Origin of the sequence: Flavobacterium sp. 123, assembly GCF_003634825.1 — a bacterium.
Lineage (GTDB): Bacteria > Bacteroidota > Bacteroidia > Flavobacteriales > Flavobacteriaceae > Flavobacterium.
The window spans coordinates 2164690-2185031 of record NZ_RBXD01000001.1; the positions used below are offsets into that span (position 1 = coordinate 2164690).

General features: G+C 31.9%; 19 protein-coding genes. 8 read left to right on the forward strand and 11 right to left on the reverse strand.

Annotated elements, in window-relative coordinates:
- Positions 1 to 34 precede the first annotated feature (34 nt).
- Entirely contained in the window at positions 35 to 994 is a 960-nt protein-coding gene (locus C8C88_RS09540) for a glycosyltransferase family 2 protein (protein WP_121337863.1), read from the reverse strand.
- Between the two features lie 6 nt (positions 995 to 1000).
- Positions 1001 to 1534 (reverse strand): DUF4199 domain-containing protein, encoded by a 534-nt coding sequence (locus C8C88_RS09545; RefSeq protein WP_121337864.1) that lies wholly within the window; start codon positions 1532 to 1534, stop codon positions 1001 to 1003.
- Positions 1535 to 1775: 241 nt separating this feature from the next.
- Here C8C88_RS09545 and C8C88_RS09550 point away from each other — a divergent pair, with 241 nt between their 5' ends.
- Positions 1776 to 2027 (forward strand): type B 50S ribosomal protein L31, encoded by a 252-nt coding sequence (locus C8C88_RS09550; protein ID WP_121337865.1) that lies wholly within the window; start codon positions 1776 to 1778, stop codon positions 2025 to 2027.
- A 161-nt stretch (positions 2028 to 2188) separates the two neighbouring features.
- Positions 2189 to 3364, forward strand: a complete 1176-nt coding sequence (locus C8C88_RS09555) for a GlmU family protein (protein ID WP_121337866.1) — start codon at positions 2189 to 2191, stop codon at positions 3362 to 3364.
- Positions 3365 to 3437: 73 nt separating this feature from the next.
- Here the strand turns inward: C8C88_RS09555 and C8C88_RS09560 are convergent, their stop codons facing one another.
- The 3 genes from C8C88_RS09560 to C8C88_RS09570 form a co-directional block, all read right to left on the reverse strand.
- Positions 3438 to 4820 (reverse strand): hypothetical protein, encoded by a 1383-nt coding sequence (locus C8C88_RS09560; protein WP_121337867.1) that lies wholly within the window; start codon positions 4818 to 4820, stop codon positions 3438 to 3440.
- A gap of 92 nt (positions 4821 to 4912) precedes the next feature.
- Positions 4913 to 5296 (reverse strand): hypothetical protein, encoded by a 384-nt coding sequence (locus tag C8C88_RS09565; RefSeq protein WP_121337868.1) that lies wholly within the window; start codon positions 5294 to 5296, stop codon positions 4913 to 4915.
- Between the two features lie 169 nt (positions 5297 to 5465).
- Complete coding sequence (locus C8C88_RS09570) at positions 5466 to 5657, reverse strand: hypothetical protein (protein ID WP_121337869.1); 192 nt, start codon at positions 5655 to 5657, stop codon at positions 5466 to 5468.
- A 742-nt stretch (positions 5658 to 6399) separates the two neighbouring features.
- On the opposite strand from C8C88_RS09570, the gene C8C88_RS09575 reads away from it, so the two are divergent.
- Entirely contained in the window at positions 6400 to 8034 is a 1635-nt protein-coding gene (locus C8C88_RS09575) for an ABC-F family ATP-binding cassette domain-containing protein (RefSeq protein WP_121337870.1), read from the forward strand.
- Between the two features lie 54 nt (positions 8035 to 8088).
- Here C8C88_RS09575 and C8C88_RS09580 read toward each other — a convergent pair whose 3' ends face one another.
- Both C8C88_RS09580 and C8C88_RS09585 read right to left on the reverse strand, forming a co-directional pair.
- A complete protein-coding gene (locus tag C8C88_RS09580) occupies positions 8089 to 8373 on the reverse strand; it encodes a GNAT family N-acetyltransferase (RefSeq protein ID WP_121338632.1) in 285 nt (94 codons plus the stop codon).
- A gap of 25 nt (positions 8374 to 8398) precedes the next feature.
- Complete coding sequence (locus C8C88_RS09585; protein ID WP_121337871.1) at positions 8399 to 9118, reverse strand: pirin family protein; 720 nt, start codon at positions 9116 to 9118, stop codon at positions 8399 to 8401.
- 113 nt (positions 9119 to 9231) lie between these two features.
- Between C8C88_RS09585 and C8C88_RS09590 the strand changes: the two genes are divergently transcribed.
- Entirely contained in the window at positions 9232 to 9909 is a 678-nt protein-coding gene (locus C8C88_RS09590) for an alpha/beta fold hydrolase (RefSeq protein ID WP_121337872.1), read from the forward strand.
- Between the two features lie 4 nt (positions 9910 to 9913).
- Positions 9914 to 10816: a lytic transglycosylase domain-containing protein gene (locus C8C88_RS09595; RefSeq protein WP_121337873.1), complete on the forward strand. Its 903-nt coding sequence runs from the start codon at positions 9914 to 9916 to the stop codon at positions 10814 to 10816.
- 342 nt (positions 10817 to 11158) lie between these two features.
- Here C8C88_RS09595 and C8C88_RS09600 read toward each other — a convergent pair whose 3' ends face one another.
- Positions 11159 to 11674, reverse strand: coding sequence for a DUF2892 domain-containing protein (locus C8C88_RS09600; RefSeq protein ID WP_121337874.1), 516 nt, complete (start codon positions 11672 to 11674; stop codon positions 11159 to 11161).
- A 166-nt stretch (positions 11675 to 11840) separates the two neighbouring features.
- Here C8C88_RS09600 and rpmH point away from each other — a divergent pair, with 166 nt between their 5' ends.
- A complete protein-coding gene (rpmH, locus tag C8C88_RS09605; protein WP_008464848.1) occupies positions 11841 to 12002 on the forward strand; it encodes a 50S ribosomal protein L34 in 162 nt (53 codons plus the stop codon).
- Positions 12003 to 12159: 157 nt separating this feature from the next.
- On the forward strand, positions 12160 to 15015 hold the full coding sequence (gene carB, locus C8C88_RS09610) for a carbamoyl-phosphate synthase large subunit (RefSeq protein ID WP_121337875.1): 2856 nt from the start codon (positions 12160 to 12162) through the stop codon (positions 15013 to 15015).
- A gap of 90 nt (positions 15016 to 15105) precedes the next feature.
- On the opposite strand, the gene C8C88_RS09615 is transcribed toward carB, so the two are convergent.
- The 3 genes from C8C88_RS09615 to C8C88_RS09635 all read right to left on the reverse strand — a co-directional run bounded on the left by C8C88_RS09615 (position 15106) and on the right by C8C88_RS09635 (position 19341).
- Entirely contained in the window at positions 15106 to 17112 is a 2007-nt protein-coding gene (locus tag C8C88_RS09615; protein WP_121337876.1) for a heavy metal translocating P-type ATPase, read from the reverse strand.
- A gap of 150 nt (positions 17113 to 17262) precedes the next feature.
- Positions 17263 to 17868, reverse strand: a complete 606-nt coding sequence (locus C8C88_RS09620) for an NAD(P)H-dependent oxidoreductase (protein WP_121337877.1) — start codon at positions 17866 to 17868, stop codon at positions 17263 to 17265.
- 981 nt (positions 17869 to 18849) lie between these two features.
- On the reverse strand, positions 18850 to 19341 hold the full coding sequence (locus tag C8C88_RS09635; protein ID WP_121337880.1) for a thermonuclease family protein: 492 nt from the start codon (positions 19339 to 19341) through the stop codon (positions 18850 to 18852).
- Positions 19342 to 19438: 97 nt separating this feature from the next.
- Here C8C88_RS09635 and C8C88_RS09640 point away from each other — a divergent pair, with 97 nt between their 5' ends.
- A complete protein-coding gene (locus tag C8C88_RS09640; RefSeq protein ID WP_121338633.1) occupies positions 19439 to 20242 on the forward strand; it encodes a hypothetical protein in 804 nt (267 codons plus the stop codon).
- Positions 20243 to 20342 lie beyond the last annotated feature (100 nt).

The window sequence follows — 20342 nt, forward strand, 5'->3', positions numbered from 1 at the left end:
AGTTTGAAATTTTGATTTTAACCGAAATTGGAAATTACAAAAAATTTACTTCACTTGAAACTTTGTATCGGCCTTCGTTGTTTTTTGTACGTAAAATAATTTCACCAAGAAATCCAGCCAAAAACAATTGTGTTCCTAAAACCATGGTTGTTAAAGCAATATAAAACCAAGGATTACTCGTAACTAAATTATAATGTAAACCGGCATATAAATGGTATAGTTTAGAAATTCCAATATATCCAGCAAGCAAAAATCCGATAATGAACATTAAAGAACCCATAGCGCCAAATAAGTGCATTGGTCTTTTTCCAAAACGGGAAAGAAACCAAATGGTAATTAAATCCAAGAAACCATTTATGAAACGTTCCATTCCAAATTTAGTTTCACCGTATTTTCGGGCTTGATGCTGAACTACTTTTTCTCCAATTTTACTAAAACCTGCATTTTTTGCCAATACAGGAATGTATCGATGCATTTCGCCAGAAACTTCGATATTTTTAACGACTACGTTTCTATAGGATTTTAATCCACAGTTAAAATCATTTAGTTCTACGCCAGAAGTTTTTCTAGCCGCCCAATTAAATAATTTTGAAGGTAAATTTTTTGCTACTACCGAATCATAACGTTTCTTTTTCCAACCAGAAACCAAATCGTATTTATCATCGATAATCATGTCGTATAATCCTGGAATTTCTTCAGGACTGTCTTGTAAGTCAGCATCCATAGTGATTATGACATCGCCTTGAGCTTTTGCAAAACCAGCGTGTAAAGCTTGCGATTTTCCAAAATTTTTCATGAAACGAATGCCTTTTACATGAGGGTTTTTATGTGCAAATTGCTCAATAGTTCCCCATGAATTATCAGTACTGCCATCATCAATAAAAATGATTTCGTAGGTGTAATTTTTTGATTGCATTACCGAAATAATCCAATTGTACAATTCTTGAAGTGATTCCTCTTCATTGAGAAGCGGTATGAGTATAGATAAATTCATTACGGATTATTCTTGTGATGAAGGTTTGCTTTTAAAAAATGCGGCCATAACTAAGCCAAAGATTGAACTGAAAACAATACTAAAAATAGAACCTTTTAATAGTTCAACAACTGAATAAGGATCATTTTCTTTGAGTTTTGCTATCGCTTCGTTTATTGCAGATGCAGGTGTGCCAAATTTCTGCATCATATTTACGGTATATTTGATAGTTAAATCTTTTACTGCATCTTTAGCTGATGGGTCAATAATGTTGAATAAAATAATATTAAAGACTACTGAAATTAAGATACCAATAACCGCAGATATAAAATAAGTTGTGAAAGCATCTTTGAATGGAAAAACTCCTTTTAATTCTCTTTTAGTTTTTGAAAGTAGAACAATACCAATTGTTAGATAAGTAGCGATGCTTAAAATCCCAATCCACCAAGAAGTGAAAAGGTTTAGGTCGATTGCATATATAGTAGCGGTAATTAAAGAGGAGATTATTCCTGTTGTAATTCCAAATGTAATTCCGTTGCGTTTTATAATTTCGTTTAGCATTAGTAGCTCTTTTATTATTAATCTACAAATATAGCAATTCCCGATATATTCAGGCTTAAAAAATGCTTTTTAGAATTATATAAAAAAAACTAACAAAGATTTGATTATTAAAAAATAAGTGTAAATTTGCAAACTCAAAATAATGATGTAAAAACAAAAAGTTATAATGCGTTTATACCTTTTCTGTTAGAAGAAAAGCTTCAAAGCAAGTTATAATTGAAACAAATAAAAAAGATTTAAGATGAAAAAAGGTGTACACCCAGAAAATTACAGATTAGTAGCTTTTAAAGACATGTCAAACGAAGATGTTTTTATTACTAAATCTACTGCAGATACAAAAGAAACAATTATTGTTGATGGTGTTGAATATCCAGTTGTAAAAATGGAGATTTCAAGAACTTCTCACCCTTTTTACACAGGTAAATCTAAACTTATTGATACTGCAGGACGTATTGATAAATTTAAAACTAAATACGCTAAACACGTTAAATAATTTTAACTTGTTTTTAAATATAATAAAGCCTTCCTTTTGGGAGGCTTTTTGTTTTTTATCTACTTGAAAACTTTGTAACTTTGAGGTCAATATTATTAAACGGTAGGTTGGTAAATTAATTTTTGAATCAACAAATGGCCGAATAACCAATAAACAATTTTATGAATTATATACTTTTTGACGGCCCATCCAGAAATGCATTATTACCTTTCACTTTCACGCGCCCAGTAGCTGATATTCTTATTGGGATTATGACCATTCGTCAAAAATGGGAAATGCGTTTAGGTTCTACCACAACTACATTAACAGAAGAATATTTGTCAGATAAATTTCCAATGGTTGAATTAGAGCAAAATGTAATGATTAATGCGTCATTTCTGCCTAATGATATATTAGTGGAAATGGTGAGTAATTTAGAGCCTAATCAAGCTATTTTTAAAGGAGATGAAGTAATTGCTTTTTACACCAATGAGGAACAGGAAGAAGTAGATTTTGACACCTACGAAATTTTAGAATATGATGAAGATTGTATTACAGTGAAGAATACTTGGGATATTTTTTCTAAAAATGATTTGGCTATTCGAGAAGATTTTGAATTTTTGACAGAAGGTAGAAAATCACAGCCGATTCCAAAAAGTGTGAATGTAATTGCCCCTGAAAATATTTTTATAGAAGAAGGAGCTAAATTAGAATTTGTTACTTTGAATGGAGCTTCAGGGCCTATTTATATTGGTAAAAATACCGAAATAATGGAAGGTAGTTTAATTAGAGGCCCTTTTGCATTATGTGACAATGCGTCTGTAAAAATGGGTGCTAAAATATATGGAGCTACAACTGTTGGGGCACATTCTAGAGTAGGTGGCGAAATAAATAATGCGGTCTTATTTGCGTATTCTAATAAAGGTCACGATGGTTTTTTAGGAAACTCAGTACTTGGTGAATGGTGTAATATTGGCGCAGATAGCAACAATTCGAATTTGAAAAATAATTATGAAGAAGTGCGATTGTGGAGTTATGAAACCGAAGGTTTTGCTAAAACTGGATTGCAGTTTTGTGGGCTGATGATGGGAGATCATAGTAAATGTGGAATAAATACTATGTTCAATACAGGAACTGTTGTGGGAGTTAGTGCTAATATTTTTGGTAGTGGATTTCCTCGAAATTTTGTACCGAGTTTTTCTTGGGGTGGCGCTTCTGGATTTACTACATACATAACTAAAAAAGCTTTTGAAACAGCTAGATTGGTGATGAGCCGAAGAGGAGTTGAATTTGACGAAAAAGAAGCGGCTATTTTAGAACATGTTTTTGAAGAGACTAAAAAGTGGAGAAAGGAATAACTTCAGAATTGCAATAAACTAAAAAATGCTTGTTTAAAATTTAATTGAAACAAGCATTTTTTTATTAGATGTGTTATTTTATTTTAATAAAAGAATTGTCTAATTTGATTTCTTTAATTCTTTTGTCATTTGGGTTTTTACGATTTATTAGTAATTCTTTTTCAGCGATATTCGTTATTAATGAAAGTTTCGAAAGTAATGTTGACATTGATAATTCTCTCCTTTTTACTATCGCTCCAAAACTTTCTTTTTGGTCAGAATTTTCAAATAATTGGTTCAGTTCATTTAGGGATATAAATCGCGAGGTGTTTTTAATTAGATAAACTAAAATGCGCAGTTCTGGATCTGCTAAAGTATCAATAGATTTACCTTTGTAATAGAGCGTGTTCGTGTTTGTTTTGTATATAATTCCATTGAAAGGTTTCAAATCATTTTTCTTATACTTCACTAAGTACATTGCAAGTAATACTATTACGACTAGAAATAAAAAGCTAAAACCAAATGATGCTACATTTATATCCTCATAAAAAGGAACTAAAAATTGAGTTTCATAAATGGGCTCCCCTAAAAAAGAATTTAATTTGGTTTTGAATAGTTTGTATTTTCCATTCGAACCCCATGTAACGCAAACCATTTCTTTGTTATGATTGTCATAATAAATCTGAGTGGGTTTGATTAGGATTTTTTCAGTGTATTTTTTTAATGTGTTTTTTTCAATATCTATTTCATAAACTTTATTGTACTCATCAGTTGAAATTAAATACAATTTGTTGTTTGCAGAAAAATGGATATAAGTGTTTTCTCCTAATAAGTTCAAATTACTGCTACCCATTCTGTGCCACTGCATAGTAGGTAAGTGTAATCTCCAAACGACATTGTCACATTTTTTGAAATTGGGAAAATTATCTGGGTCATCTTCATCCCCACCAAAAACATATAAATTTTCATGTTCAAGATGGCTGTAGAATCTACTTCTAGGACTAGGGATTTTATTTCCAAAAGTTTGTACTTGAATCCAATCCTTATTTTTTAAATCATATTTTGTGAGGATGTTTTTGTAAGTAAACATACCGTATCCGCCAAAAAAATAGATTTCTCCTTTGTAAACAAAAGTTGCTGCTCCAATTTGGTTCTCGAACAATTTAGAGTTGTTGATTTTTAGTATTGAATCGTTACGATATTCTAAAACAGGGCCGCTGCCGTCGTGAACTAGATAGTTTTTGCCTTTTATTTCAAAATTTTTATAATGCCATAGCTTATCTGGGTAGTCTGTATGATGATAGGTTTCTTTTTTTAAAGGATTTCCTGTGTATAGAATAGAGTCTTTAATAATTAAAACGGGTAATTTAGTTTTGTAATCTTGAAATAAGATGCAATTTTCGTCAAATTCAATATTTTGAGCTTCTATTCCTGTGATGAATAAGAAGAATATGAAAATAAAGAAATATCGATTCATGTTGGTTTTTTCCGTTTATAAATGTTTTGAGACTATTTAAATTTATAAAATTTCTCTAAGTCTGCAGAAGAGAGGGAAATCATTTTGTATTATTAGATTTTTTCTTTGATGTTGTTGACTACATCAATAGTTTCGTACTTTAAGTTTTGAGAAATTCTTTTTTTGAAGATGTCACCATCTTTTAAAGCTATATTTAGTCCGTAACTTTGATAATTATTGCTAATAATAATTCCGATTACAACCATTGATAAAGGGATTAAAAGGATTATGCCTAATGGCAAATAAAACAATGATAAAAACACAATTCCAATGGATATTGTAGCTAATAAAAAAACATAATTTGTTTTTTTATTGTTAACTGTAATATAAACTTTATCTATTTCAGAAAAGGAAATTTCTTTAAGTTCTTTTGATTTTAAACTTAACAGGATTCCATTTTCTGATACGCTAATTTTTTTAAATTTGTTTGTTGACATGGTTTTTAATTTAATAAGCGCAATTTTCTTCTGACCTAAAATGTATTATTTATATACAAATCAGTTTGCTGTTTTTTGGGACTTAAATTTTAAAATTTAGAAGGAATCTTTTGATGAGCTAATCTGGTATTCTTTACTTAGCAACTAGGGGTGTTTGCTAAAGAATATTTTAAATATTATTTGTTTTACAGAATTTGTTAAGTTCTTTAAAAATTTCGTCAGGAATTGTTGTGTTCCTTCGCTTTAATTCTGAATATGCTATCAGTACTGAATTGACATCATATTGCTGCCAAAGTTCAATTACCGTAATCAAATATTTGTCGCTTACCTCTATAATTGTATCTATATGAATTTTTGCCATCTTAATTAATTTTACTGTTGCTCCAATTCTTAAATATATCGTCTTCTATTTTTTTCTAATTTTTAAAATGACATATATGACACTAGCTGCGCCGATAAACAAAGCAAGTATTTCAATTCCTATTAATAAGTTAATGTTAATGCCAGTTTCTAATGTAGAAGCTTGTATTTGCTGGTGTAAAACTAGTAGCATGGGGTGTTTTTTTTTTACGGTTTTCCTCATTTTTAAAAATATAGGAAAAATAAATTTTCTATATTTTGTGTTTATTCACAAGAGATTAATCTGTTGTTCTTTGCGCTATCTACTAATTTACAACAATTATTTTTTTTGTTTTTTTTAAATACACGAAACTATATTTTCGTGTATTTCTATATTTTTTAAAGTATTGATTATCAGTATTTTGATTTTTTGTTAAGATTTATTTTATTAATTATAACTGACTGTATCTTGTTTGTATTGCATATTAATTTTGCTGAAAACACTTAAAAACACAATAATTGAATCTGTTTTTTTGAAGAAAAAGAATGAATTTTTCAATAAGAGAATGTTTTGTTAGCATTTGAAACGGTTCTTTATTTTAGTTTTATTTAAGTTTTTTTTAAAATATTTTTTTTTAAAAAAACCTTTTAAATTTTTACAATTGCCCAATTCCTTATTTAAACTATCTTTGCACCTTCAAAAAAAAGATTTCGTATTTTAAGAATAACTCTGATTTTTGAAGATTAAATTTTAAATAAAAACAATGATTACAGTTAACGACATATCAGTGCAATTTGGTGGAACGACACTTTTTAGCGAGGTTTCTTTTGCTATAAATGAAAATGATAAAATTGCCCTTATGGGTAAAAATGGAGCTGGTAAGTCAACGCTTCTTAAAATAATTGCAGGGCAAAGCAAACCATCAACAGGAAATATTTCAGCGCCAAAAGATGCTATTGTAGCTTATTTGCCACAGCATTTATTGACTACAGATGGCGCTACAGTTATGGAAGAGGCTTCAAAAGCTTTTGGAGAAATTTTCAAAATGAAAGCTGAAATTGATGAAATCAACGAGCAATTAACCATTCGTACAGATTATGAAAGTGATGAGTACATGAAATTGATTGAAAGAGTTTCGGACTTAAGCGAGAAATTTTATGCTATTGAAGAAGTAAATTATGAAGCTGAAGTAGAAAAAATTTTAGTTGGATTAGGGTTTGTACGAGAAGATTTTTCACGTCAAACTTCAGAGTTTTCAGGGGGATGGAGAATGCGAATTGAATTAGCTAAAATCCTTTTGCAAAAACCAGATTTAATTTTGTTAGATGAGCCTACAAACCACATGGATATTGAAAGTATTCAATGGTTAGAAGATTTCTTGATTAATTCAGCTAAAGCTGTTGTGGTAATTTCGCATGATAGAGCTTTTGTGGATAATATTACAAACCGTACTATTGAGGTAACAATGGGGCGTATTTATGATTATAAAGCTAAATATTCTCATTATTTAGAACTTAGAAAAGATCGTCGTGTTCACCAACAAAAAGCCTATGATGAACAGCAAAAAATGATTGCTGATAATCAAACTTTTATTGATCGTTTTAAAGGAACTTTTTCTAAAACTGATGCGGTTCAATCAAGGGTAAAAATGCTGGAAAAACTTGTTTTAGTTCAAGTGGATGAAGTGGATACGTCAGCATTAAAATTGAAATTCCCACCGGCAGTTCGTTCTGGTCAATATCCAGTTGTTGTCAAAGATTTAGAGAAATCTTATGGGGATAAATTAATTTTTAAAGATGCCAATATTGTAATTGAACGTGGTGATAAAGTAGCTTTTGTGGGTAAGAATGGTGAAGGTAAATCTACGATGATTAAAGCCATAATGAAAGAAATCGAAATTAATGGTGGTTCTGTAGAAGTTGGTCATAATGCACAAATTGGTTATTTTGCTCAAAATCAAGCTTCTTTGTTAGATGAAAATGCTACTATTTTTGAAACAATCGATGGAATTGCGGTAGGAGAAATTAGAACACAAATTAAAAATATTCTTGGAGCATTTATGTTTCATGGTGATGATATTACAAAGAAAGTAAAAGTGCTTTCAGGTGGTGAAAAAACGCGTTTAGCAATGATTAAATTGTTGTTAGAGCCAGTAAATCTGTTGATTCTAGATGAACCTTCCAACCATTTAGACATGAAAACTAAAGATATTATTAAAGATGCGCTTCGTGATTTTGATGGGACTCTGATATTAGTATCTCATGATCGTGATTTCTTAGATGGATTGGCTACTAAAGTTTTTGAATTTGGTAACAAAAGAGTAAAAGAACATTTTGAAGATATTACCGGTTTCTTAGCACATAAGAAAATGGAAAACTTACGAGAGATTGAAAAATAATTTCGAAATATATTATATAAAAAAAGAGGTTGTTCATGTGAACAACCTCTTTTTTTATAATCTAATTCCTGGGGGAAGTAATTCTTTATAAACAGGATTCTTTTTAAAAAAGATTACTATTTTCGGGAGAATAGGAACAACTTTTAATTTTCTTTCAATGGCTATTTCCATGATTTTCTTTAAGAAATTAGAGATGAATTCTTCGTCATCAAAGGAATCTGGTACGTTGATTTTTGTTAAAAATATTTTTTTCTCTTGAAAGGAATATTCCACAGAAACTAAGCCTTTTTCAACTATCGTTTCGAACTGCCTTGTAAATGTATTGTCTTTAATTTCCATAGTGATTGTTGCTTCCATATATCTACTAGTGACCCATTGGTACCTCGACCAAAAGTATTTTTGATTTAGTGTTAATTTTGATTTCAAATTCATCAAAATCAATAATTTCCATTGCGTCTCTTGGGTTTAAAATTTGATTATCGACGGTAATTTGTCCTTCAATCAAAAATAGAAAAACACCATTTTTAGAAATTTTTGCCTTGTAGGTTGTGTTGCTACCGCTTTCGAAAATTCCTAAACTAAAAAAAGTTTTTTGGTATACCCAAAGCGCATTCCCGTCATTATGTTCTTTTGGAGAAACAACATTTACAAAGGTATTGATTTGATTTTCAATATCAAATGATTTCTGGTCGTATCTTGGTTGGACGTTTTCGCGATCTGGAAAAACCCATAATTGCAATGTCTTTGCTTGTTCGGTTTGACTAGCATTCATCTCTGAATGTTCAATTCCTGTTCCTGCACTCATAACTTGGACTTCCCCAAAACGAATTATTCCTTCGTTTCCCATGCTGTCTTTATGCTTCAATCCTCCTTCAAGTGGAATGGTTATAATTTCCATATTAGCATGTGGATGTGTGCCAAAACCTGTTCCGCCAGCTATTGTATCGTCATTTAAAACGCGTAGCATTCCAAATTGAATTCTCTCAGGATTGAAATAATTTCCAAACGAAAAGGAAAAATTAGCTTTTAGCCAGCCAAAATCGCTTTTACCTCTTGAACTGGATTTAAATACTTTTGTAGTCATAATTTATTGCTAATATAAAGGATGTTATTAGACAGGTTTCAATAAAAAAATTAATTTTATGCAAAATTCGGAATAATAATTCGGAATGCCGTTGTAAAATCGTTAAAACAATTATGGATAAAATTGCTGTTTATTTGATGCCGGGCTTGGCGGCTAGTTCTGCTATTTTTGAACGAATTGAATTTCCTGTAGCTACTTTTGAAATTGTGTTGTTAGAATGGGAAATTCCTCTTTATAATGAGACTTTACCAGACTATGCAAAGAGAATTTCGGCTAAAATCACACACCCTAATCCTGTTTTAATTGGAGTTTCTTTTGGAGGTATTTTAGTTCAGGAAATGGCTGCATTTGTTCAGGCAAGAAAAGTAATTATTATATCAAGTGTCAAAAGCAATTTAGAATTTCCAAGACGAATGAAAATTGCCAAAACGACTAAAGCATATAAATTAATCCCAATGAGTTTGATTTTGAATTTAGAAAACTTAGCTAAATTTTCTTTCGGTGGAAAAATAAATCAGCGAATTAAATTATATGAAAAATACTTATCAGTACGTGATATTAAGTACTTAGAATGGGCGGTTGAAAAGGTAATTCTTTGGGACAGAACCGTAATTGATGAGCGTGTAATTCATTTACATGGGGATAATGATGATGTTTTTCCTATAAAATATATTCAGAAATGTATCGTTGTAAAAGGAGGAACTCATATTATGATACTGAGTAAATACAAATGGTTGAATGCTAATTTACCCAATATTATCTTGGGAACAAATACGAATATAGAATACTAAAATCATGCAAAATAAAAATAAAATCAAGAAGTTAACTTTTGTCTTTTTCCTCGTTTGTGTAAGTGGTCTGTTTATTTTTGCGACTAGTCCAGAAACGAATAATGAAATTTCTAAAACAGTTGATTCAAATTATTTTCCAGTCAGTGTAGATTTTGCAGGAGAACAAACACCCCTGAAAATTTCGGATGTAAAAGAACGTTTTGACAGAGAATTATTAGTTAACGAAAATCTTCATGCGGCCACTATTTTGATCCTAAAAAGAGCAAAGCGTGCTTTTTCAATAATTGAACCCATATTGAAAAAAAATGGAGTGCCAGATGATTTTAAATATGTAGCGGTTATTGAAAGTGGTTTGGTTAATGTTGTTTCTCCGGCTGGAGCCAAAGGCATTTGGCAATTTATGCCTGAAACTGCTAAAGAGAGAGGGCTTGAGGTTAATGAAAATGTTGATGAGCGGTATCATTTAGAAAAATCTACTCAAGCAGCTTGTGATTATTTTTTGAAAGCGAAAGAAAAATTTGGAAGTTGGACATTAGTTGCAGCCTCGTATAATGTGGGAGAAACAGGTTTGAAAAAACAAATGGATATTCAAAAAGTGACGGACTATTATGATTTATTGCTCACAGAAGAAACATCACGATATGTGTTTAGAATTCTTGCTTTGAAAGAAATAATGAAAAATCCAGCTCAATATGGCTTTGTGATTACATCAGAGTCACAATATGAAATTCTGCCCATTAAGAAAATAGAAATAGACAGTTCTATTATTGACTTAGCGGGTTTTGCTAAAAGTCAAGGGATTAATTATAAAATTTTAAAAATTCATAATCCATGGCTGCGAGAAACTAAATTTGTTAATAGTGCAAATAAAAAGTACTTGTTAGATATTCCTTTGAAGGGATACTAAGTTTTTAACAGTCTTGTATAGTTCTAGAAAATAGGGAACAAATTTTTAACCATATAAGACGTTTTAGGAAATGTAAAACAAACTGAAAAGATATCAGATATTCCTTTGAGGAAAGCTTTTTTGCTATCTTATATAGTTTAAGAAAATATAGAATTAGCAGAGAAAAAATATATTTTGGTTTACATTAAACTAAAAAGTACAAATGCTTAAAATGAACTTATATTCCTTAAGATGGTTTATTTGAAAATAGAAGCTAATTTTCTTTTTTCAAAATCAGGGTTGAACAAAATAAAAAAGGGTCAAATGTGTATCATTTGACCCTTTTTTTAATTTATTTATGAATTATATTTTCTTCATTTGTTCTTTCATCATGCTGATTTGATCTTTCAACATGTTTTGCTTGTCTAGTTTTTTAGCCTCATTCAATAGGGTAGTAGCTTCTAGTTTTCTTCTGCGTGACATCGCAACACCAGCTAAGTTTAATTTGGCTACAGCCAAATCCATATCCATAGACAAACCTAATTCAATTGCTTTTTTGAAATATTTCTCTGCTTGATTGATGTTTGTTTGCGAAAGCATTATTCCGTGAAGGTAATTGAAGTATCCTTGTTGTTTTTGTACCAAAGCCGATTCTGGGTTTTTGATATATGCTAGCCATTTTTTTGCGCCTTCAAAATCTTGTTTTCTTAGTTTTAAGAAGGCAAGTAGGATGAATTCATTTTTAAAGTAAAGAAAAATTGGAAAAGCACTTAGTAAAATAAGGAAGATCCCATTTCCAATATTACTTTCTGTAAATTGCCAAAAGCCAGTAGCTATAATAAGTCCGGCAATAATAAGTTTAATATTTTTGTGAAACATAATAGGTATATTTTTATGATTGCAAAGATAGTAAAAGGAATTAAAAATATTTTTATAAAACTACTTGCCAGAAAAAAAAGTCTTTGTATATTTGCACTCGGTTTTAGAATAACGGTTATTCAAAAACATTAAGACACATAAATTAAGATTTTAAAGATACAAAGCAATGAGCAAAAGAACGTTTCAACCATCGAAAAGAAAAAGAAGAAATAAGCACGGATTTATGGACAGAATGGCTTCTGCTAATGGAAGAAAAGTTCTTGCGCGTAGAAGAGCTAAAGGAAGACATAAATTGACTGTATCTAGCGAACCTAGACACAAAAAATAATGTTTGTATAAACTTATATAAGGCGTTACTTCTTTTAGTATCGCCTTTTTTTATACCTTGTCATTAAAAAAGTTTCAAGTTTAAGATTTAAAGCGAGTTACAAACTTTAAACCTCAAACTTTAAACAATAAATAACAACTACACATACCACAATACAATGCCAAAAGACACATCCATAAAATCAGTTTTAATAATAGGTTCTGGTCCTATTGTTATTGGTCAAGCTTGCGAATTTGATTATGCAGGATCTCAATCAGCTCGTTCTATTCGTGAAGAAGGAATCGAAGTTATCTTGATTAACTCGAATCCGGCAACAATCATGACCGACCCTTCTATGGCAGATCATGTTTATTTGAAACCCTTAACAACTAAATCTATTATTGAAATCCTTAAGGCACATCCGCAAATTGATGCTGTTTTGCCAACAATGGGAGGACAAACAGCACTAAATTTATGTTTAGAAGCTGATGAAAAAGGAATTTGGGAAGATTTTGGAGTGAAATTAATTGGTGTTGATGTGAATGCCATTAATATTACTGAAGATAGAGAGCAGTTCAAACAATTATTACAAAAAATAAATGTTCCTACTGCACCAGCAAAAACAGCTACTTCATTTTTAGAAGGTAAAGAAATTGCTCAGGAATTTGGTTTTCCATTAGTAATTCGTCCTTCGTTTACATTAGGAGGAACTGGAGCTGCTTTTGTTCATAGTAAAGAAGAGTTTGACGAAAAACTAACTTACGGATTAGAAATGTCACCAATTCACGAAGTTTTAATTGATAAAGCTTTATTAGGTTGGAAAGAATACGAATTAGAATTGTTGAGAGACAAAAATGATAATGTGGTGATTATATGTTCTATCGAAAATATGGACCCAATGGGAATCCATACTGGAGATTCAATAACAGTAGCGCCAGCAATGACATTATCAGATACAACTTTCCAAAAATTACGTGATTATGCTATCTTGATGATGCGTAGTATCGGAAATTTTGCAGGAGGTTGTAACGTACAGTTTGCGGTTTCACCAGACGAAAAAGAAGATATTGTTGCAATTGAAATCAATCCTCGTGTGTCTCGTTCTTCTGCTTTAGCATCAAAAGCAACGGGTTATCCAATTGCTAAAATTGCTTCAAAATTAGCTTTAGGCTACAACTTAGATGAGTTGCAAAACCAAATCACCAAATCAACTTCAGCTTTATTTGAACCGACTTTGGATTATGTGATTGTAAAAATACCACGTTGGAATTTTGATAAATTCGAAGGTGCTGACAGAACTTTAGGGCTTCAAATGAAATCAGTTGGGGAAGTAATGGGAATTGGACGTTCGTTCCAAGAAGCCTTACACAAAGCAACACAATCATTGGAAATCAAAAGAAATGGTTTAGGGGCTGATGGAAAAGGATACACTAACTACGAACAAATTATCGAGAAACTGACTTTTGCAAGTTGGGATCGTGTTTTCGTGATTTATGATGCTATCGCAATGGGAATTCCATTGAGTCGTATTCATGAAATCACCAGAATCGATATGTGGTTCTTGAAACAATACGAAGAATTGTATGTTTTAGAAAAAGAGATTTCTAACTATACTGTAGAAACTTTGCCAAGAGAATTGCTTTTGGAAGCCAAACAAAAAGGTTTTGCTGATAGACAAATTGCACACATGATGAGTTGTAAGGAAAGTCAAGTGCATACCTTGCGTACAGACATGAGTATCAACCGTGTGTTTAAATTAGTAGATACATGTGCTGCGGAATTCACGGCTAAAACACCTTATTACTATTCGACTTTTGAAGCCGAAATAGAAAAAGCGGACGGAACACGTTATGTTGACAACGAAAGTACAGTAACCGATAAAAAGAAAATTATTGTTCTTGGGTCAGGCCCAAACAGAATTGGACAAGGAATTGAGTTTGATTACTCTTGTGTTCACGGGGTACTTGCGGCTAAAGAATGTGGGTACGAAACCATCATGATTAACTGTAATCCTGAAACGGTTTCTACTGATTTTGATACAGCGGATAAATTGTATTTCGAACCCGTTTTTTGGGAACATATCTATGATATTATCCAACACGAAAAACCAGAAGGCGTTATCGTACAATTAGGAGGACAAACTGCCTTGAAATTGGCCGAAAAACTGTCTAAATACGGAGTGAAAATTATAGGAACCAGTTTTGATGCCTTAGATTTAGCCGAAGACAGAGGACGTTTCTCTGATTTGTTAACAGAATTGAATATTCCTTTCCCACAATTCGGGATTGCGGAAACGGCGGATGAAGCTTCTGCTTTAGCTGATACTTTAGATTTTCCATTATTGATTCGTCCTTCGTATGTATTAGGAGGTCAGGGAATGAAAATTGTAATTAACAAAAAAGAATTAGAAGAGCACGTTATCAACTTATTGAAATCGATTCCAGGGAATAAATTGCTGTTAGACCATTATTTGGCCGGAGCAATCGAAGCAGAAGCGGATGCGATTTGTGATGCAGACGGAAATGTGTATATCATAGGAATTATGGAGCACATAGAACCTTGTGGCGTACACTCGGGCGATTCTAACGCTACTTTACCACCGTTTAACTTGGGTGAATTTGTGATGCAACAAATTAAAGATCATACACATAAAATCGCTAAAGCTTTAAAAACGGTTGGTTTAATCAACATTCAGTTTGCGATAAAAGATGATACGGTTTATATCATTGAAGCTAATCCTAGAGCGTCTCGTACCGTTCCATTTATTGCAAAAGCATACGGAGAACCTTATGTGAACTATGCGACTAAAGTGATGTTAGGACATAATAAAGTAACTGATTTTACTTTTAATCCACAATTAAAAGGATATGCTATTAAGCAACCTGTTTTCTCTTTCAGTAAGTTCCAAAATGTGAATAAAGCATTAGGACCAGAAATGAAATCAACAGGAGAAAGCATCTTGTTTATTGATGACTTGAAAGACGATCAATTCTATGAATTGTATTCTAGAAGAAAAATGTACTTGAGTAAATAATACTTGATTTCATCATATAAAAAAAGCCCCGTTTGGGGCTTTTTTTATGAAATAATTTTATTTATAATTGATTAACAAAAACTTTCTTAGCTATTTGTTGAAATTCATATTTTGAATTCTCACAGCATTTAATATGGCTAATAATGCAACTCCTACATCAGCAAAAACAGCCTCCCACATTGTGGCTAATCCACCTGCTCCAAGAATTAAAACGATTCCTTTTATGGCAAATGCCATTGTAATGTTTTGCCATACTATTCTCTTTGTCTGTTTTCCAATGTTTATTGCCATTGGAATTTTACTTGGCATGTCGTCTTGAATTACTACATCTGCGGTTTCAATAGTGGCATCGCTTCCAAGGCCTCCCATTGCAATGCCAACATTACTCAAGGCTATAGCAGGAGCATCGTTTATACCATCGCCTACAAAAGCAACTGTTTGGTTTTGTGCAATAATTTCTTTTATCTTATTTACTTTATCTTCTGGTAATAAATCACCAAATGCATGTGTTATTTTTAATTTATCCGCAACATATTTTACAACGGTATTCTTGTCACCACTTAGCATTGTGGTTTTTACGCCTAATGCTTTTAATTTTTCTATGGTAATTTGCGCATCTTCTTTAATACTGTCGGCAATTGTTAAATATCCCACAAATTGTTTGTCATAAGCAATAGCAATTAAGGTGTAAACAATTTTAGTTGGATCAATATCATATTTTATGGAAGCATCGTCCATCAACTTAAAATTTCCTACTATAATTTCCTTGTCTCGAATAGTTGCTTTTAGTCCGTGTCCTGAAATTTCTTTTACATCATTAAGTTTTATAGTATAATCAATTTGGCCAACAAAATCATGAATAGCAGTAGCAACGGGATGCGTACTGTGGTTTTCCAAAGCATTAATCATTTGTAAAATTTCCTCTTTGTTGAATTCAGGTTTTATAACCACTTCTTGTACCTTGAAAACACCTTCAGTCATTGTCCCAGTTTTGTCCATAACTACATTTTGAATAGTAGCGATTAAGTCTAAAAAGTTACTGCCCTTAAACAAAATTCCATTTTTACTGGCTGCTCCAATTCCTCCAAAATAACCTAACGGAATACTAATAACCAAAGCGCATGGGCAAGAAATAACCAAGAAAACTAATGCTCTATAAAGCCATTGATTAAAAACATAATTGTCTACAAAAAAGTACGGGATTGTACTAATCATAATTGCCAAAAGGACAACAATTGGCGTGTAGATTTTAGCAAATTTTCTGATGAATAATTCTGTTGGTGCTTTTTGTTTTGTAGCATTTTGAACCATTTCCAAAATTTTACTCAACTTGCTATCCGTGTATGCTGTTGTTACTTTTACTTGTGTAATAGCGTTTAGATTTATCATTCCTGCTAAAACAACTTCTCCTTTATTTTTGGTTGTAGGCTTACTTTCGCCTGTGAGAGCAGTAGTGTTGAATGAGGCATTTTCAGAAATTAATTCTCCATCAAGTCCAAGTTTTTCTCCTGATTTGAGTTGGATAATATCGCCAATAGTAGCATCTATTGCTTTAATGATTTTGGCTTCGCTATTCCATAAAATAGTTACTTCGTCAGGTCGTTGGTCAAGTAGGGTTTTGATGTTGGCTTTCGCTCTTTTTACCGCCAATGCTTGAAATACTTCACCCACAGAATAAAATAACATAACCGCTACACCTTCGGGATATTTTTCAATTGCAAATGCACCAATTGTAGCAATCGACATTAATAAAAATTCGGAAAATAGTTCCCCTTTTCGGATCGTAACTATTGCTTGCTTCAAAACTGGAAATCCAACGGGTAAATAGGTGAATATGTACCATGCAATTTTTACCCAACCCGTAAACCATATTGTTAAGAAGTAATTTTCTAAGCTAATAGCAATAAGTAATAAGATTGATGAAATAATTGCTGGCACAAACATTTTCAAAAGACCGATGCTATTGGAATAGTCGGCTTTGTGTTCTTCTTTTTTTGTTTGTTCAAAAATAGCTTCGTCGGTAGCGCAACAGCTCGGTTCTTTAGGGCTTTTTTTTAGTTGTTTGCCGTTTTTATCGTGTGTGTGTTTGTGTTCCATATCTTAGGAGTAAAGACTAACGTGCCACAGTTTGGTGTAGTAACGGGTTTTGCTAATTATTTCTAAAGATAAGCAAAATTTCAACTTGGTAATTTCTGGTTAAGAAAAAGAGAACAAGCTATTTAAGTAATAAATCGCTTGTTCTCTTTTTTATAAACTCAAAACTTTTACTAAATGTGCTGGATAATTTTCCAAATCTTTTTCAATAGTATCGCCTTTGTAAATGTCGAAACAATTATAATCAGGCAAAATATCATATCCGCAGAAACGATAATTACTTGTGATATTAAGGAAAACGTCAGAAGTGTTTTTTCCTTGTAATAGATTTTGTGAAGGATTATTGAAAGCTTCTGCTGGTGCATTCCAAGTAGCACAAATCATAAATTTTCGCCCTTGCATATTTCCGCCAGAACCATATTGCTTTGATTCATCGTCTCTACTTCTTCCGTCACCAATAAGTAGTTTTTTACTATTAAGTCCTCTATTGAAAACTTCGTCAACGTATTTTTTATAAATCCAAGGTGCGCCAAACCAATTCACAGGCGTTTGAAGAATTACGATGTCTGCTTGCAAATGTTTTTCAACTTCTTCTTCAGTGTTATATCCTTTTTCAACTTTGGTTTCTAAAACTTCGTAAGATTTAGAGTTGAAAAAATCTTTTGCAATTTGGTAAAATGAATTATTTAGCGTTCCTTCTGTCCAATTCGGATACGTTAAATGCGTATCAATTAATAATACTTTTTTTAATTTCTGCATATCTATGTTTTTTTGCGAATTTAAGTAAACGGAAGTTCTTTTTTACTTAATGTTTTGTTAGAATTTTGGGTGTGTTAAAAAATAGCAGCCAAATTCTATATATAGGATAGAATCACACAAAGCTTGCTAATTTTGGATAGATAAGTATGACAAATGCCATACTTTTGATGTGACTAACGTTCTCGCGCTACAAACAGTTTGGGATTAAGGAAGCGTTATCTTTCGGATTTGCCAATTCTTCCAAATACAAACCAATTTTCCATTAAGCCTAATGCCCAAATTGCTTGTAGCGTGTGTTAGGCGATGTTATTTCTTTGAATTAATTTTAAATTTTGTCTATTGATAGATTGCCTCAAATCAATAATTCACTAATGATGCAAAGCAGTATATAATCTTGCAAAAAATAAAAATATTCCACCCAATAAAAAAAATAACCAATATCTTTTTAATGATAAATAATTTTCATTTTTGGAGATTTTCAAAAATATTCCCCAAACAATAAGCACAACAGGCACAAGAAAGTTCAAAATATTATCACTCATATTATAAAATTGTTTTAAAAAAGTAAATAACAAATAAAAATGCAAATAGAACAATTAAAAACACTGATTTTAAATAAGATATACTTTTATATTGCCCGTCAATTATTAAAGAATCTTTTTTGTTTTTATTTCTTAATTCAAATTTATATATTAAAAAAACAATCGCTAAAAGTATTAAATATAGGACGCATAATTGAAAATCAGTTAAATTGTTCATTATTAATCTTGTTTAATGCTTGATGCGGTTTATACCGCTCAGTTTCTTTTGATTGTTAGTTAATTGCTTACACTCCTAAACTCGCTATATTTTTCAAGATAACTCGTTTTGATTTGTTAATATCGCCTAACTAGTATATATCTTCTTAACGCCTGTAAGGAGTTGTATTTATTGGTACTCTTTAATTTTTAAAACCCTCTAGTACAACATAAGTACAACAAATCAGAATACTTTTATTTGACTATAGATCCCAATACTATTAAGCTGTGCTTGGCGGTTCATCGCTTGATACTCTGCTAGCTTACCACAATAATATTGTTGGGTTGCTTTAGCATACCCATTTTGTAAAAGTAATTCATTTAAACATAATCCACTAGGCAAAATTACATACCCTAATTGTCTGTTCCAGTAGTCGTAATAGTTCTCCTGTTCTGTAATGATAGTTACAACCGTTTTAGGCGGTGCAACCGACAAAACGAAGTGCAAGGATTGCAAACCAAATTGGAGCAATAATTGGGCTGGTAAACTGCTTTTCTCTTCATCCTCTTTCATCTTTCTGTTAATCTTTACTTCTGGTGCATCCAAGCCATAAAGACGGATTTCTTTTTTCATTTGAGTGAAACGATTGCAAATGATTATGCTATCTCCGTCAAGGACTTCTTCAATTTGCCAATGGGTTTCCACTATGTACGGTGCTTTTGCGTTGTATTGCATTGATTTACAGTATTTTAAGTTATTGATAATCAAAGATAATACTTGAAATTTGTCTTATGAATTTTATCTAATTATTAATCCATTAAAACTTAAAAAAATGGCAAGACAGAAAGGTGTTATCAAGTATGTTGGAACTCTTGGAGATATCCGACATTTTAAAATTAAAGGTCAAGAAGGCTACTTTGCCGGAATGGTTGGTGGTCCAACTGGTGACCAAGTACTCTCAGCTCCAGAGTTCGAAAGAACTCGTGAGAATATGAATGAATTTGGCGCTTGTGCCAAAGCAGGAAAATCAGTTCGAACTGGTTTATCTCAAGTGATGAAACAAATGGCCGACAGCCAAGTAACTGGAAGATTGACTTCTATTATGAAGAAAATCAACCTTGAAGACCAAACGGAAGCCAGAGGTTACCGTAAAATTGAAATCACAACACAAAGAAATTACTTAAAAGGTTTTGAGTTTGACAAAAACTCTTCTTTCAATGGTATTTTCAATGCTCCTTACTCATTAACTCATACGGTTGATAGAGAAAGTGGCGAATTTGTAGTTCCTGATTTTAATCCAGCGAATTTGGTTAATGCTCCATCTGGTGCAACTCACTTTCGTTTGATTAGTTCTCTTTCAGTAGTGAGTGATTTTGAATACAACGCTACCACTAACAGCTATGATCCTATGGATGCAGCATTGAATGAGGTAAACGATATTCAATATAGTCCTTTCTTGGATTTGTACGCTCCAGTTCCTGCCACTACAATTACTGCAACTTTACCTGGTGGAGTTCTACCAACGGTAAACACCACAGTTTTGCAGTGTATTGGAATTGAGTTCTACCAACAAGTGGGACCAAATTACTACTTGTTCTCCAGTGGTAATTGCTTGAAAGTTGAGGATGCTTTTTAGAAAAACCTTCCGAAAATCCCTCACCAAAAGTGAGGGATTTTTTGTTTAATCTCCAATCTATTAAGACTATGGAAAGCAAAATAATAAGAGTAGCCCAGGG

Excerpts from the sequence above, each read along its gene's own strand:
- C8C88_RS09540 (WP_121337863.1), bottom strand. The coding sequence starts at position 994 with ATGAATTTATCTATACTCATACCGCTTCTCAATGAAGAGGAATCACTT.
- C8C88_RS09565 (WP_121337868.1), bottom strand. The coding sequence starts at position 5,296 with ATGTCAACAAACAAATTTAAAAAAATTAGCGTATCAGAAAATGGAATC.
- C8C88_RS09570 (WP_121337869.1), bottom strand. The coding sequence starts at position 5,657 with ATGGCAAAAATTCATATAGATACAATTATAGAGGTAAGCGACAAATAT.
- carB (WP_121337875.1), top strand. The coding sequence starts at position 12,160 with ATGCCAAAAGACACATCCATAAAATCAGTTTTAATAATAGGTTCTGGT.
- C8C88_RS09575 (WP_121337870.1), top strand. The coding sequence starts at position 6,400 with ATGATTACAGTTAACGACATATCAGTGCAATTTGGTGGAACGACACTT.
- C8C88_RS09560 (WP_121337867.1), bottom strand. The coding sequence starts at position 4,820 with ATGAATCGATATTTCTTTATTTTCATATTCTTCTTATTCATCACAGGA.
- C8C88_RS09545 (WP_121337864.1), bottom strand. The coding sequence starts at position 1,534 with ATGCTAAACGAAATTATAAAACGCAACGGAATTACATTTGGAATTACA.
- C8C88_RS09615 (WP_121337876.1), bottom strand. The coding sequence starts at position 17,112 with ATGGAACACAAACACACACACGATAAAAACGGCAAACAACTAAAAAAA.
- C8C88_RS09590 (WP_121337872.1), top strand. The coding sequence starts at position 9,232 with ATGGATAAAATTGCTGTTTATTTGATGCCGGGCTTGGCGGCTAGTTCT.
- C8C88_RS09595 (WP_121337873.1), top strand. The coding sequence starts at position 9,914 with ATGCAAAATAAAAATAAAATCAAGAAGTTAACTTTTGTCTTTTTCCTC.
- C8C88_RS09600 (WP_121337874.1), bottom strand. The coding sequence starts at position 11,674 with ATGTTTCACAAAAATATTAAACTTATTATTGCCGGACTTATTATAGCT.
- C8C88_RS09580 (WP_121338632.1), bottom strand. The coding sequence starts at position 8,373 with ATGGAAATTAAAGACAATACATTTACAAGGCAGTTCGAAACGATAGTT.
- C8C88_RS09555 (WP_121337866.1), top strand. The coding sequence starts at position 2,189 with ATGAATTATATACTTTTTGACGGCCCATCCAGAAATGCATTATTACCT.
- C8C88_RS09635 (WP_121337880.1), bottom strand. The coding sequence starts at position 19,341 with ATGCAATACAACGCAAAAGCACCGTACATAGTGGAAACCCATTGGCAA.
- C8C88_RS09640 (WP_121338633.1), top strand. The coding sequence starts at position 19,439 with ATGGCAAGACAGAAAGGTGTTATCAAGTATGTTGGAACTCTTGGAGAT.
- C8C88_RS09620 (WP_121337877.1), bottom strand. The coding sequence starts at position 17,868 with ATGCAGAAATTAAAAAAAGTATTATTAATTGATACGCATTTAACGTAT.
- C8C88_RS09550 (WP_121337865.1), top strand. The coding sequence starts at position 1,776 with ATGAAAAAAGGTGTACACCCAGAAAATTACAGATTAGTAGCTTTTAAA.
- rpmH (WP_008464848.1), top strand. The coding sequence starts at position 11,841 with ATGAGCAAAAGAACGTTTCAACCATCGAAAAGAAAAAGAAGAAATAAG.
- C8C88_RS09585 (WP_121337871.1), bottom strand. The coding sequence starts at position 9,118 with ATGACTACAAAAGTATTTAAATCCAGTTCAAGAGGTAAAAGCGATTTT.